Source organism: Mycobacterium shimoidei, assembly GCF_900417275.1.
GTDB lineage: Bacteria > Actinomycetota > Actinomycetes > Mycobacteriales > Mycobacteriaceae > Mycobacterium > Mycobacterium shimoidei.
The window spans coordinates 2759347-2771479 of sequence record NZ_UEGW01000001.1; the positions used below are offsets into that span (position 1 = coordinate 2759347).

Here is a 12133-nt window from a genome sequence, read left to right on the forward strand (position 1 = left end):
CTTCATCCGCCGCGGCGAAGGAAGGCCCAGGAGGCTTTGCCAGCACCATGACAGCCGTCGATTCCCCCGAAAAGATACTCTTTGCCTCGACCACCCAAGCATTTCTGCAAAAAGAGGTGCCGCTGAGCCGGGTGCGCGAACTACACGCCGAGGGGATCTCCTTCGATCGGGCGTGGTGGGCGCGTGCCGCCGAGCTGGGCTGGACGGGCCTGCTGGTTCCCGAGGAATTGGGCGGCGGCAGTGTCTCCGGTAACGGTGTCGCGGACCTGGCCATGGTCGCCGAGCAGCTCGGCAAGACGGTTGCGCCCGGACCGCTCTACCCGGTCAGCATCGTGCTGGCGGCGCTGGCGGGCTGCGCCGAGCACGAAACCCGTGCAGAGACGATCGAATCATTGATCGCCGGTGAAACGGTGGCGTCGTGGGCGGTCTATGAACCCGGTCTGGGTTGGGCTCCGCACCAGCCCACGCTGACGGCCAGGGCAACCGACTCCGGCTTTCGGATCGATGGTGTCAAAGACCGGGTCGAGGCCGGCGCCCAAAGCGATCTGCTGTTGGTCGTAGCGCGCAGCGACGACGGCGTGCGCCAGTTCCTGGTTCCGACCGACGCGCCGGGGGTTCGGGTCGTACCCCAACAATCGATCGACCTGGTCAAGCAATACGCCCGCGTGGAATTCGACGATGTGCGCGTCGAGGACAGTGCCGTCGTCGGCAGTGCTGCGGAAACCGCCGCGCTCATTGACCGTCAAAGCCAGATCGCACAAGTGCTGCAATGCGCCGAAGTCGTCGGAATCTTGCAGACGGTGTTCGACTTCACTGTGCAGTGGGCGTTGGACCGGCACACCTTCGGCCGTCCCCTGGCGTCCTACCAAGCGCTCAAACATCGATTCGCCGATATGAAGATGTGGCTGGAGGCCTGCCGTGCGACGACGGCCGCAGCAGTCGCTGAGATTGCCGCTCGCTCACCACAAGCCGGGTTGTCGGCCAGCATCGCCAAGTCCTACGTGGGGGAGATGTCACCCGAGCTCGTGCAAGACTGTGTTCAGTTGCATGGCGGCATCGGTGTCACCTGGGAACACGACCTCCACCTGTACCTGCGTCGGGTTGCGTTGTACCGGTCCATGTTCGGCACACCGGAGGAACACAACCTTGCCGTGTACGCATGGCACGAAGCAGCAGAACGAGCACCGAGGTCGGCGTAATGAGCGTCAGCGAGTCCGTCGAGCAGTTCCGCGCCAGAGCCCGGGCGTGGCTGGCCGACAACATGCCACCCATCGATCCGGCGTCGCCACCAGCCGCCCACCGCGACGACGAACGCTCATGGCAGCGTGCCCGCGAACTGCAAAAGCGGCTCTATGAAGGCGGTTTCGCCGGCATCTGCTTTCCCCGCGAATACGGCGGCCTGGGCCTGGATTACGAATACCAGGAGGCGTTCAACGAGGAGAGCATCAACTACGAGATGCCGCTCATCCTCAATACGCCGACGTTCACGATCTGCTGTGCAACGCTGCTCGACACCGGCAGCGAAGAGCAGAAAAGACAGCACATCGCCGCCGCGTTGCGCGGCGACGAAGTGCTGGTACAGCTGCTCTCCGAGCCCCGCGGAGGATCAGATCTGGCAGGCGTGATCACCCGTGCCGAGCGGATCGGCGACCGATGGGTGATCAACGGCGCAAAGACGTGGAGCACCAGCGCATTTGCCGCTGACTACGGGCTGTGCTTGGCGCGTACCGACTGGGATGTGCCCAAGCACGACGGCCTGACCATGTTCTTGGTGCCGATCGCTCATCCCGGAATCACGTTGCGGCGCATCACCCAACTCAACGGGTCGACGGAGTTTTGCGAAGAGTTTTTCGACGGCGTCGATGTCGGCGACGACGCGCTGGTGGGCGAGGTGAACAATGGCTGGGCGGTGGCGTCTCGGCTGCTGTACCACGAGCGCCGCGCGGTGGGGATGAGTTCGGAATTCGCCAGCGGCAGCGGTAGTGAAGGCGGGCGATCGACGCCCGTCGACTATGTGGCGCTGCTCGAGAAGATCGGACAGGGCGGTAATGAGCGGACCCGGGAGATGGCCGGGCGGGCATTGGTGCACCGGGCCGTCAGCGAGCAGCTATCCGGCCATATCTACCGCAGTGTGCGTGACGGGGCCCTGCCGCCGGCGGGCGGAACTCTGATCAGACTCTTCCACGCCGAGACCGTGACGCTGGAGATGGACACCGGGCTGGCCGTTACCGGAACGGCGGGGGTCGTCGGCGCAGAAGGAGAAGGGCTGCAGACCGGGCTGAGATACCTGGCCCGACAAACAGTCTGCCTGGGCGGCGGCACCACCGAGATGGCCCGCAACGTCATCGGCGAACGGGTGCTGGGCTTTCCCCGCGAGTACGCCGCCGACCGCGGGGTTCCGTTCAACCGGGTCCGCCACGGCCAATGACGGCGACCAGGCGGCGTCAGAGGATGGCGCCGGTTTCTTTGGCCTGGGCGATGTCATCCCAGTCGTAGCCCAGTTCCAGCAGGATCTCCTCGGTGTGCTGGCCGTGCTCGGGTGCGCGCGTCGACCCCGGTGGTGTTTCATCGAACTGCACTGGCGCAGCGACCATTTGGTATTCAGTACCCTGGTCGTCCACATTGGAGATGACGTAACCGTTGGGTTTGGTTTGCGGGTCTTCCAGCACCTCACGTGGCGTTGCCAACGGGGCCCATACTCCCGGCTCGTCGCTGAGAGCCTGGCGCCAGTAATCCAGGTCGTGCTCGGCGAAGCGTGCGGCAATGATCTCGGTTGCCTCGGCGGCGTTGGCGATCAGGTTCGACGACGGGACGAAGCGCTCATCGGTGGCCAGCTCCGGCAGTCCGATGCGTTGGCAGAACCCGGCCCAGAACTTGTCCGGCTGCAGGAAGACGAGCTGGATGAACCTGCCATCCTTGGTTTTGTACCTGTTGACCAGCGGATTGATGGCCAGCCCCGGCGGGGCTCCCGGTATCCCGTCGATTCCGAACAGGTCGGCCACCGAAATCGATGGCGCGATGCTCCACATTGCTTGCGCCAGCAGGGAGGAGTCGACGACGGTCGGTTCGCCGGTGCGCTCGCGGTGAAACAGTGCCGCGCAGACACCGCCGGCCAGCGTGATCCCCGCTTGCAGGTCACCGAACGCCGGACCTTGCACGGCCGGATGCTCGGTCCCGAAGGGGGTCAGCGTGTAAGCGACCCCGCCGCGAGACAAGTAGGTGGCGGCGTCGAATCCACCTTTGTCACGGTCGGGCCCCCGCACGCCCAGTCCGGTTCCGCGGGCAATGATGATCTTCGGGTTGAATGCGCGAATGTCGTCGACCGTCAGGCGGGCGCGTTCCAGCGCGGACGGCAGCCAGTTGGTGAGTAGTACGTCGGCTTGGGCAAGCAGTCGCCCGAAGAACTCGCGGCCGGTCTCGCTCTTGAGATCCAGTGCGATGCTGCGTTTGCCGCGGTTGCTCAGCTCGAGGATGAAGTCGACGTCGGCGCGCGCGGCGGCTCGGGTGAATCCGCCGATAACGAGCGCACGCCCGGGGTCGCCGCTGCTGACGCTCTCTACTTTGATGACGTCGGCGCCCCAGTCTGCCAGCGCGACACCCGCCGCGGGCACGTATGTCCAGGACGCCAGCTCGACAACCCGGACACCACTGAGCACGCCTGACATTTGTCCACCTTTCGCCGCATCAACGGATATTTCATCTGCCTGCTGGCCGCACGAGTTGCGCACCGAGTTCAGCTAGATACTGATCCGATCCGCCGAGATATGTGCTCCAGCTGAGAAGTCGCCGTAGGTAGAGGTGGGCATCGTGTTCCCAGGTGTAACCGATGCCACCGAAGACCTGAATCGCGATGTCGCCCACCGTTGCCAACCGCGCCGCATAGGCCTTCGCGCGGACAGCAGCCAGGTGGCGTTCCGCGGCGTCTGCGGCATCCGCGGCCCACAGCGCGTGGATGACGCCGCCGCGGGCGAGCTCGACCGTTTCGTACATGTCAACGCACAGATGCTGAACCGCTTGGAAGCTACCAATCGGCTTACCGAATTGCGTTCGCGACTTGGCGTATTCGACGGCAAGGTTCATCACCGTGCGCGCCGCGCCGAGGGCATCAGCGGCGTGTGTGATGATGACGTCGTCGACCAGAGCTTGGATGGCGTCGGGTGCGGCGGCAGCGAGTCGCTGCGCCGGCACATTGTCGAAGGTGGCGTGAAACAGCTTGCGAGTCTGGTCGATTCCGTTCTGCAAGCTCCATCTGAGGCCGCGAGAGGACGTATCGACAGTAAAAAGCGCCGTACCATCGTGGCCGTCGGCCAATACCAGCGCGACCTCCGCGGCAGCCAAGTCCCCAACGGTGGCGATCTCACCGTTCAGGACGACGCCGCCGCCTTCGACCGCCGTTGGCCTGGGGCCGGTGATGCCGGCGACGGTGGCGATTGTCGAACCGTCGGCAATCCCGGTCAACAGGTCGGCCGCTTTGTCGAGCGCATTCGTGTGCGTGAGCGCCCGAGTGGTGGCGACGGCACACGATAGCCAAGGTCCGGGATGTAGAGCCGCGCCGAGTTCTTCGGCCACGATGCCGGCGTCGATAAGCGTCATGCCGGCCCCATCGTATTGCGGAGGCACCAGCAGCCCGGTGGCGCCGAGGGCCGCAAGCCCCTGCCACAACGCAGGGTCAGTACCTGCGGGATCATCGAACATCGACCGTACATGCGTTGCCACGCCGGCCTTCTCGGCTAGAAAGCGCCGAACGGTGTCGCGCAGTGCCACCTGCTCGGCGGATAGCTCGAGGTTCATCCGCGCGGCAATCCTAAGACTCGCTGGGCGGTGACGCTCTTGTTGATCTGGGTCGTGCCGCCCGCGATCGTCAGTGATCGCGATGTCAGGCGATAGTCCGCCCATCGACGCGTCGCGCCGAGTGCGTCGAACGCCAAGGCGGCGAGGTCTTGACCTGTCTCGCCCCACACCGTCTTGGCAAGACTCGACGATCCCGATGCGTCGTTGCCGTGCAGTGTCGCTGAGGCCGACCGCTGGCACAGCAGTTCCAGGTATTTGATCCGCAGGGAGATCTCGCCCAGTCGGCACAGCGTCGCGGTGTCCTCCAGCACAGGGCGCCCGTGCACCCCGCTGTTCGCCAGGTCCGCCGCCAGTTCCTCCAGCCGGACTTGCAGTCCGGTGTAAAGGCTTGCCGCGCCCGCGCGTTCGTGACTCAGAGTTGTGGTGGCAACCGCCCAGCCCCCATTGAGCGGACCCAGCATGCAATTCTCGGGAACCCGCACGTCGTTGAAGAATATCTCCGCGAACTCGGTGTCTCCGTTGAGGGTGACGAGCGGGCGAACTTCGATGCCAGGCAGTGTCATGTCGACGGTGAAACAGGAAATTCCCTTGTGTTTGGGTGCATCCGGATCGGTCCGCACGTAGAGCTGACACCAGTCCGCGCGGTGTCCGAGAGACGTCCAGATCTTCTGGCCGTTGACCACGAAGTGCTCGCCGTCGCGTACCGCGCGGGTACGCAGCGAAGCAAGGTCGGAGCCCGCTTCAGGCTCCGACATGCCCTGGCACCAGATGTCGTCGGCACGCATCATCCGGGGCAGCAGAGTGCGCTTCTGGGACTCCGTCCCGTACTGCATGATCGCCGGCGCGATGTTGTTCATCCCGATCACGTTCAGCGGCAGCGGCACTCGGGCGCGCGTGGTTTCCTCGGCGTAGACGAGCTGCTCGAGCAGTGTTGCTCCGCGGCCGCCGTACTCGACTGGCCAGGACACGGCCGCCCAGCCGGCGTCAGCCATCGTGCGGTTCCATGCCCGAAGTGTCTCGAACGCCGCATCATCGGGGTCACGTCGTCGCCCGGCGGCCACGACGTCATCAGTCAGGTTCGTGGCCAGCCAGGCCCGCAGCTCGGCGCGAAATTGCTCCACTTCTACCGGGTATGAGAAATCCACGTTCCTCTGTTCATGGTCGATCGAACTGATGCCATCGAGCGCTGGCAAGCCCCGATTTTGTCTTTACTATCTTAGGTATTCTAGATACTGTAAGGTATTCAGTAAACCCTCGCATTGCTGGCGCGCAGCCTCATGAAAGAGGTGCGATGGAGGCGAACGGCCTTGTCGTCCCAATTTGCGATGTAGTGCGCTCCTGTTCCCAGGACCGCGCCAGGTAGCCGATGCACACGTCGCCGCGATCGCTGATGGTTCTGGGCCCCACTGCGCGTCATCGGTGTTGACGGCGCGGAGGAAGGATTGGCTATGAGCAGGCTGACGGGCAAGGTAGCGGTGATCAGTGGGGCGGCACGCGGTCAGGGACGCTCGCATGCGCGCATGCTTGCGGCTGAGGGCGCCGACATCATCGCGGTCGACCTGTGCGCCGACATCGAGACCAACGAGTATCCGCTGGCCCGGCCGGAAGACCTCGATGAAACCGCCCGACTGGTCGAAAAAGAGGGCCGGCGTGCCTGTACCGAGATCGCCGACGTTCGCGACCGGGCGGCGTTGTCCGCCGCGATCGACCGGGGCGTCCAAGAGTTCGGCCATCTCGACATTGTGGTCGCCAACGCCGGCATCTGTCCGCTGACCGCTGGCCTACCGCCGCAGGCGTTCGCCGACGCCGTCGATGTCGATCTGCTCGGTGTTCTCAACTTGGTGCACGCGAGCCTCAAACACCTGCAGGCCGGCGCGTCGATCATCGTGATCGGATCCAACGCCGCCTTCATGTCGTCGATGAACACCTCGGGCATCGACGGTGGTCCCGGTGGAGCGGGATATGCGTTTGCGAAAATTGCTGCCGCACACTATGTCAACGACTTTGCGCTGGCGCTGGCTCCGTTCTCCATCCGGATGAACGCGGTGCACCCAACGAACGTCAACACGGACATGCTGCACAGTGCGCCGATGTACCGGGCGTTCCGGCCGGATCTGAAGAATCCGACGCGCGAGGACGCCGAACCGGTTTTCCCAGTGGTCCAGGCAATGCCGATTCCCTACATCGAACCCGAGGACGTCAGCGAGGCAGTGGTCTTTCTCGCATCCGACGCCGCCCGCTATATCACCGGCCAACAGCTCCGGGTTGACGCCGGCGGCTTCCTCAAGGTGAAGCCCTGGACGGGCGGATGAACTGGCAAACAAGGCTGTGACACAACCGAAGTGAGGTGAGCATGCCCAAAGGGATCATGTACCTGGAGACGATGCCCGTATCGGCGGATCGGGAGGCGGAGTACCACAAGTGGTACAACGAAACGCATTTGGCGGAGATCTGCTCGGTGGATGGCATCGTTTCGGCGCGCCGGTTCGCACCTGCCGACGGGGAGGGCCCCTTCATCGCGATCTACGAGATTGACAGCGACGATCTGGACGGAGTGGTCCAGCGGCTGGGAGAGCTGGGTGCAAGCGGCAAGATGTCGTCGCTGGAGTTGCTCAATATGGAGCCGCCCCCGATTCCGAAGGTTTACCGCGAGATCGGGTCTTACACAAAGTGACTCCCGCGGATGTGTCTGTAGACCTCCAAAAGCGGATCTACTCGCTGATGGTGTTGATGAAGGCCGCCGACGACCGGCTGTCCAAAGGCATCAGCACCGGTGAATTGATGTGCGTGTACTGGCCGTCGCGCGGGCAGGAAGCTATTGCCGCGGCGATGGGCGTCTGTCTGCGCGCCGACGATCAGCTGGTGACGACGTACCGCGGGCTGCATGATCTGATCGGCAAGGGCGTGCCACTCGAGGAAATCTACGGCGAAATGCTGGGACGGACCCTCGGCGCCAGCCGCGGCAAGGGTGGCACGATGCATATCGCGAACCCGGACAAAGGCGTGATGCTGTGCACCGGAATCGTCGGGGCCGGGCCTCCCGTCGCGGTGGGGCTGGCGATGGCGGCCAAGCGCAAGGGCCTCGACCGGGTGACGGTGGTCAGCTTCGGCGACGGCGCCACCAACACCGGCTCGTTCCACGAGGCCGCGAACATGGCTGCGCTGTGGAACCTTCCGGTGATATTCCTGTGCCAGAACAATCTTTATGCGGAGATGACGCCCACTCGGGACACCATGAAGCTTGAGCAGGTCGCCGACCGTGCGGCCGGTTACGGCATGCCGGGGGTGCGGGTGGACGGCAACGATCCGCTGGCCGTGGCGTCGGCGCTCGACGATGCGCTGCAGCGTGCGCGCGGCGGCCAGGGACCCACCTTGCTCGAATGTGTGACGTTCCGTTTTCGGGGCCACTACTTTGGCGATCGCATGCCCTACATCCCCAACGATCAGCTGTCGGCGGCCATGGCCGCCGACCCGGTGCCGCGGTTCCGCAACCACCTCGTCGCCGCAGGCATCTGCGGCGAGGACGAGATCGATCGCATCGAGACCGAAGCGTCGGCGACCGTGGAAACGGCGCTGAGCGCGGTGCTGAGCGCCGATTCGCCATCGGCGGAGGAACTCGACCGCGACGTCTACGCAAGCCCGCTCACGTTTCCGGTGTGACGAGATGCCAGACAACGAGATGTCGATGCGTGAGGCGCTCAACCTCGCGCTTGACCAGGCACTGCAGGCCGACGATCGCGTCTTTCTGCTCGGTGAGGACATCGCCGATCCCGGCGCCTCAGGGCCAACCGCCGGATTGTCAACCAAATACGGGCGCGAGCGCGTCCTGGATACGCCGATCTCGGAGGCGGGGATCGTCGGTGCGGCGATCGGCGCGGCGATCGACGGCATGCTGCCGGTGGCCGAGATCATGATCATGGACTTCATCGGCATTGCCGCCGACCAGTTGATCAACAACGCGGCCAAACTGCGGTTCATGACCGGCGGGCGTACGACCGCACCGATCACGGTGCGCACCCAGGTGTACGCGGGATTGGCCACCGGTGCGACACATTCGCAGTCGCTCGAGGCCTGGTTCATGCATATTCCCGGACTGAAGGTGATCGTGCCGTCCACGCCCCGAGACGGCAAAGGTCTATTGACGTCGGCGATTTTCGACGAGGACCCGTGCTTGTTCGTCGAGACGATCCGACTACAAGGCAAGAAGGGACCCGTCCCCGCCGAGCCCGGGTTCACCATTCCGCTAGGGCGTGCCGACGTCAAACGGCCAGGAGCTGATGTCACCCTGATCGGCTACGGGCGCAGCGTGCATGACGCGCTTGCCGCGGCGGACACACTTGCCCAGCAGCGCATCAGCGCCGAGGTGGTCGACCTGCGCACCTTGGTGCCACTCGACGTCGAGACCATCGTCGAGTCCGCCCGCCGTACCCGACGCGTGGTGGTGGTGCACGACGCCGTCCAATTCGCCGGTCCCGGAGCAGAAATCGCCGCGACCCTGCACTCGGAGTTGTTCGGCGAGCTTGCCGCACCAGTGGAACGCGTCGCTGCCGGGTTCGTCCCCAACCCGGCCGCACCGGCGTTGGAGGCGCAAATCTACCCGACGCCGGACCGGATCGTCGCCGCTGCGCAGCGAACTTTGGAAAGGGCCAAAGCGCGTGGCTGACTTCATCATACGAATCCCACGGGTGTCGGTGGCCGTCTCAGAAGCCGAGCTCACCGGCTTTCTCGTCGACGCCGGCCAGCGTGTGGAGGCCGGTACGCCGATCTATGTGATCGCCACCGAGAAAGCAGAAACCGAAGTCGAAGCCGGAGCGTCCGGCACCGTGCACTGGACGGGCCAGATCGGCAACACCTACGACATCGGCGCCCAAATCGGCGTCATCACTTCATAACAGCAGATATCGAAAGGATAAGGACGCACATGGACCTCAACGAAACCCGCGAGAGGATCATCTACCAAAAAGAAGGCGCGATCGCGAAGATCACGCTGAACTGGCCCGAAAAAGCCAACGCCCAGGACCAGAAGCTGGCCGAGGAAGTCGACGCCGCACTGCTGGATGCCGACCGGGACTACGACATCAAGGTGCTGATCTTCAAGGCGAACGGCAACGGATTCTGCTCTGGCCACGCGATCGGCAACAACGCCGTCGACTACCCGGCCTTCGTCGAGGGGGCAAAAGTTATGGGCACGCCGTGGAAACCTCAGACCGACCTGTTCGTCAAGCCCATCCTGAATTTGTGGGAGTTCTCCAAGCCGACGATCGCGCAAGTGCACGGCTATTGCGTCGGCGGCGGCACCCACTACGGCCTGACCACCGACATCGTCATCGCCTCTGAGGACGCCTATTTCTCCTACCCTCCGCTGCAGGGCTTCGGCATGCCGTCCGGTGAATGCTCCATCGAGCCTTGGGTTTTCATGAACTGGCGCCGCGCCGCCTACTACCTGTATCTCGCCGAGGTCATCGACGCGAAAAAGGCGTTAGAGTTCGGGCTGGTCAACGAGGTTGTCCCGCGCGACGAGCTGGACGCCCGGGTGGAGGCCATTGCCCGCCACATCGCCCAGGCGCCGATGACGACACTGCTGGCGACCAAGGCCAATCTCAAGCGGGCCTGGGAGCTGATGGGTATGCGAGTGCACTGGCAAAGCTCCAACGACCTCGTCGCGCTCGCGTCGATCAGCAAGGACGTCCAGCAGCTGATTCAGACAGTGTTCAAGGACAAGGTATTGCCGTCCGAGCAGGCCCGACGCCAAGCGGCGGCGGCCGCCGCGTCCACCGACGCTACTTAGGCTTTCTGGTGAACATCGCCGACCATGCCATCCGGGCCGCCGATTCGCCGGCCCTGATCGTCGCGGACGGCGACACGGTTTCATACGGCCGTCTGAACGCGCGGAGCCGCGGCGTCGCCTCGCTGCTACACCAGGCGGGTCTACGCCGCGGCGACGGGGTGGCCATCTTGCTGCCGAACCGCCCCGAGTTCTTCGAAGTCACCTGGGGATGCCAACGTTCCGGCCTGTACTACACGCCGGTCAACACTCACCTGACCTACGACGAGGTCGCCTACATCGTCGAGGACTGTGAGGCCCGAGCGGTGTTCGTCGACGCGTCGTATGCCGATTTGAGCGCCAAGCTCCCTGCTGACAACCCGCGCCTGGACGTCCTCGTCAGCGTCGGCGGCGCGCTGCCCAGATGGCGTCCCTACGACGACGCCCTGGCCGATGCCGGAGACGAGTTCTGCGAGTCCGACGGCAGCGAGATGCTCTACTCGTCGGGCACCACCGGCCGACCCAAGGCGGTGCGGCGTGCGCTACCGACGGAGAACGGCTCATGGGCGCAGGCGGTACTGGAGTTCGCGCTGACTCATCGCTACGGCATGGACCCGGCGAGCGTCTACTTGTCGCCCGCTCCGCTGTACCACGCCGCCGGCGTCAACTACACGATGGCGGTGAACCGTGTTGGCGCGGCGTCGATCATCATGAGAAAGTTCGACGCCGAGACCGTGCTGCGGCTCATCGAATCTCACCGCGTCACACACGCGCAGTTCGTGCCGACGATGTTCGTGCGGATGCTCAAACTGCCCAAGGCGGTTCGCGACAAGTACGATGTCTCGAGCCTGCGGTGCGTGATCCACGCTGCCGCGCCGTGCCCGGTCGATGTCAAGTACCAGATGATGGACTGGTTCGGGCCGATCATCTACGAGTATTACGGAGGCACAGAAGGGTTTGCCGGTACCACGATCGGGCCGCAGGAATGGCTCGCCCATCCCGGCTCGGTGGGTAAACCACTGTCGCCGGTGCATGTGGTCGGCGACGACGGGACCGAGGTCGCTGTCGGCGAGACGGGCGAGCTGTACTTCGAGGGCGGACCGGCCTTTGAGTACTTCAAGGATCCCGAGAAGACCGCCTCGGTGTCCAACGAACGTGGTTGGCGCTCACTGGGTGACATGGGCTACGTCGACACGGACGGCTACCTGTATCTGACCGACCGATCCACCTTCATGATCGTTTCCGGCGGGGTGAACATCTACCCGCAGGAAGTGGAGAACCTTTTGATCATGCACCCCAAGCTCGTCGACGCGGCGGTGTTCGGGGTTCCCAACGACGAGTTCGGCGAAGAGGTCAAGGCGGTGGTGCAGCCAGCCAACGGTGTCACGCCCGGACCCGGCCTCGAGGCGGAGCTCATCGCATACTGTCGCGCGCATATGGCGTCATACAAATGTCCGCGCACCGTTGAGTTCGACCCGGAGCTGCCCAGGGACCCCAACGGCAAGTTGTACAAAAGGCGGATCCGTGAACGCTACTGGCAGGGACGCACGTCGCGGATCGTGTGAACAGGGGATTCGC

At 64.4% G+C, this 12133-nt stretch carries 12 protein-coding genes; 9 read left to right on the plus strand and 3 right to left on the minus strand.

Features of this window, described 5'->3' with window-relative positions:
* The first annotated feature begins 47 nt into the window (after positions 1–47).
* Together MSP7336_RS13490 and MSP7336_RS13495 are read left to right on the plus strand one after the other, a co-directional pair.
* A complete protein-coding gene (locus tag MSP7336_RS13490) occupies positions 48–1199 on the plus strand; it encodes an acyl-CoA dehydrogenase family protein (RefSeq protein ID WP_069394482.1) in 1152 nt (383 codons plus the stop codon).
* On the plus strand, positions 1199–2428 hold the full coding sequence (locus MSP7336_RS13495) for an acyl-CoA dehydrogenase family protein (RefSeq protein WP_113963899.1): 1230 nt from the start codon (positions 1199–1201) through the stop codon (positions 2426–2428). Before MSP7336_RS13490 ends, MSP7336_RS13495 begins: the two co-directional genes overlap by 1 nt.
* 16 nt (positions 2429–2444) lie before the next feature.
* Here MSP7336_RS13495 and MSP7336_RS13500 read toward each other — a convergent pair whose 3' ends face one another.
* The 3 genes from MSP7336_RS13500 to MSP7336_RS13510 are packed head-to-tail and all read right to left on the minus strand — an operon-like array spanning position 2445 to position 5936.
* Positions 2445–3665, minus strand: coding sequence for a CaiB/BaiF CoA transferase family protein (locus MSP7336_RS13500; protein ID WP_113963900.1), 1221 nt, complete (start codon positions 3663–3665; stop codon positions 2445–2447).
* 31 nt (positions 3666–3696) lie between these two features.
* Positions 3697–4791 carry an acyl-CoA dehydrogenase family protein gene (locus tag MSP7336_RS13505; RefSeq protein WP_113963901.1) on the minus strand — a complete coding sequence of 365 codons (1095 nt, stop codon included), beginning with the start codon at positions 4789–4791 and terminating at the stop codon, positions 3697–3699.
* Positions 4788–5936 carry an acyl-CoA dehydrogenase family protein gene (locus MSP7336_RS13510; RefSeq protein ID WP_113963902.1) on the minus strand — a complete coding sequence of 383 codons (1149 nt, stop codon included), beginning with the start codon at positions 5934–5936 and terminating at the stop codon, positions 4788–4790. The genes MSP7336_RS13505 and MSP7336_RS13510 overlap by 4 nt, the downstream gene beginning before the upstream one ends.
* A gap of 303 nt (positions 5937–6239) precedes the next feature.
* Between MSP7336_RS13510 and MSP7336_RS13515 the strand changes: the two genes are divergently transcribed.
* Genes MSP7336_RS13515 through MSP7336_RS13545 form a run of 7 tightly spaced genes read left to right on the plus strand, consistent with a single transcriptional unit; the run spans position 6240 to position 12120 of the window.
* Complete coding sequence (locus MSP7336_RS13515; RefSeq protein ID WP_069394487.1) at positions 6240–7103, plus strand: mycofactocin-coupled SDR family oxidoreductase; 864 nt, start codon at positions 6240–6242, stop codon at positions 7101–7103.
* A gap of 41 nt (positions 7104–7144) precedes the next feature.
* Positions 7145–7465: a DUF4286 family protein gene (locus tag MSP7336_RS13520; RefSeq protein WP_069394643.1), complete on the plus strand. Its 321-nt coding sequence runs from the start codon at positions 7145–7147 to the stop codon at positions 7463–7465.
* Between the two features lie 47 nt (positions 7466–7512).
* On the plus strand, positions 7513–8451 hold the full coding sequence (locus MSP7336_RS13525; RefSeq protein ID WP_113964906.1) for a thiamine pyrophosphate-dependent dehydrogenase E1 component subunit alpha: 939 nt from the start codon (positions 7513–7515) through the stop codon (positions 8449–8451).
* Between the two features lie 4 nt (positions 8452–8455).
* A complete protein-coding gene (locus MSP7336_RS13530) occupies positions 8456–9454 on the plus strand; it encodes an alpha-ketoacid dehydrogenase subunit beta (protein WP_113963903.1) in 999 nt (332 codons plus the stop codon).
* Positions 9447–9683 (plus strand): lipoyl domain-containing protein, encoded by a 237-nt coding sequence (locus tag MSP7336_RS13535; RefSeq protein ID WP_113963904.1) that lies wholly within the window; start codon positions 9447–9449, stop codon positions 9681–9683. Before MSP7336_RS13530 ends, MSP7336_RS13535 begins: the two co-directional genes overlap by 8 nt.
* A gap of 29 nt (positions 9684–9712) precedes the next feature.
* Complete coding sequence (locus MSP7336_RS13540) at positions 9713–10579, plus strand: enoyl-CoA hydratase-related protein (RefSeq protein WP_069394488.1); 867 nt, start codon at positions 9713–9715, stop codon at positions 10577–10579.
* 8 nt (positions 10580–10587) lie between these two features.
* Positions 10588–12120 (plus strand): acyl-CoA synthetase, encoded by a 1533-nt coding sequence (locus MSP7336_RS13545; protein ID WP_113963905.1) that lies wholly within the window; start codon positions 10588–10590, stop codon positions 12118–12120.
* Positions 12121–12133: the final 13 nt, after the last annotated feature.

Excerpts from the sequence above, each read along its gene's own strand:
- MSP7336_RS13490 (WP_069394482.1), top strand. The coding sequence starts at position 48 with ATGACAGCCGTCGATTCCCCCGAAAAGATACTCTTTGCCTCGACCACC.
- MSP7336_RS13495 (WP_113963899.1), top strand. The coding sequence starts at position 1,199 with ATGAGCGTCAGCGAGTCCGTCGAGCAGTTCCGCGCCAGAGCCCGGGCG.
- MSP7336_RS13500 (WP_113963900.1), bottom strand. The coding sequence starts at position 3,665 with ATGTCAGGCGTGCTCAGTGGTGTCCGGGTTGTCGAGCTGGCGTCCTGG.
- MSP7336_RS13505 (WP_113963901.1), bottom strand. The coding sequence starts at position 4,791 with ATGAACCTCGAGCTATCCGCCGAGCAGGTGGCACTGCGCGACACCGTT.
- MSP7336_RS13515 (WP_069394487.1), top strand. The coding sequence starts at position 6,240 with ATGAGCAGGCTGACGGGCAAGGTAGCGGTGATCAGTGGGGCGGCACGC.
- MSP7336_RS13520 (WP_069394643.1), top strand. The coding sequence starts at position 7,145 with ATGCCCAAAGGGATCATGTACCTGGAGACGATGCCCGTATCGGCGGAT.
- MSP7336_RS13525 (WP_113964906.1), top strand. The coding sequence starts at position 7,513 with ATGGTGTTGATGAAGGCCGCCGACGACCGGCTGTCCAAAGGCATCAGC.
- MSP7336_RS13530 (WP_113963903.1), top strand. The coding sequence starts at position 8,456 with ATGCCAGACAACGAGATGTCGATGCGTGAGGCGCTCAACCTCGCGCTT.
- MSP7336_RS13540 (WP_069394488.1), top strand. The coding sequence starts at position 9,713 with ATGGACCTCAACGAAACCCGCGAGAGGATCATCTACCAAAAAGAAGGC.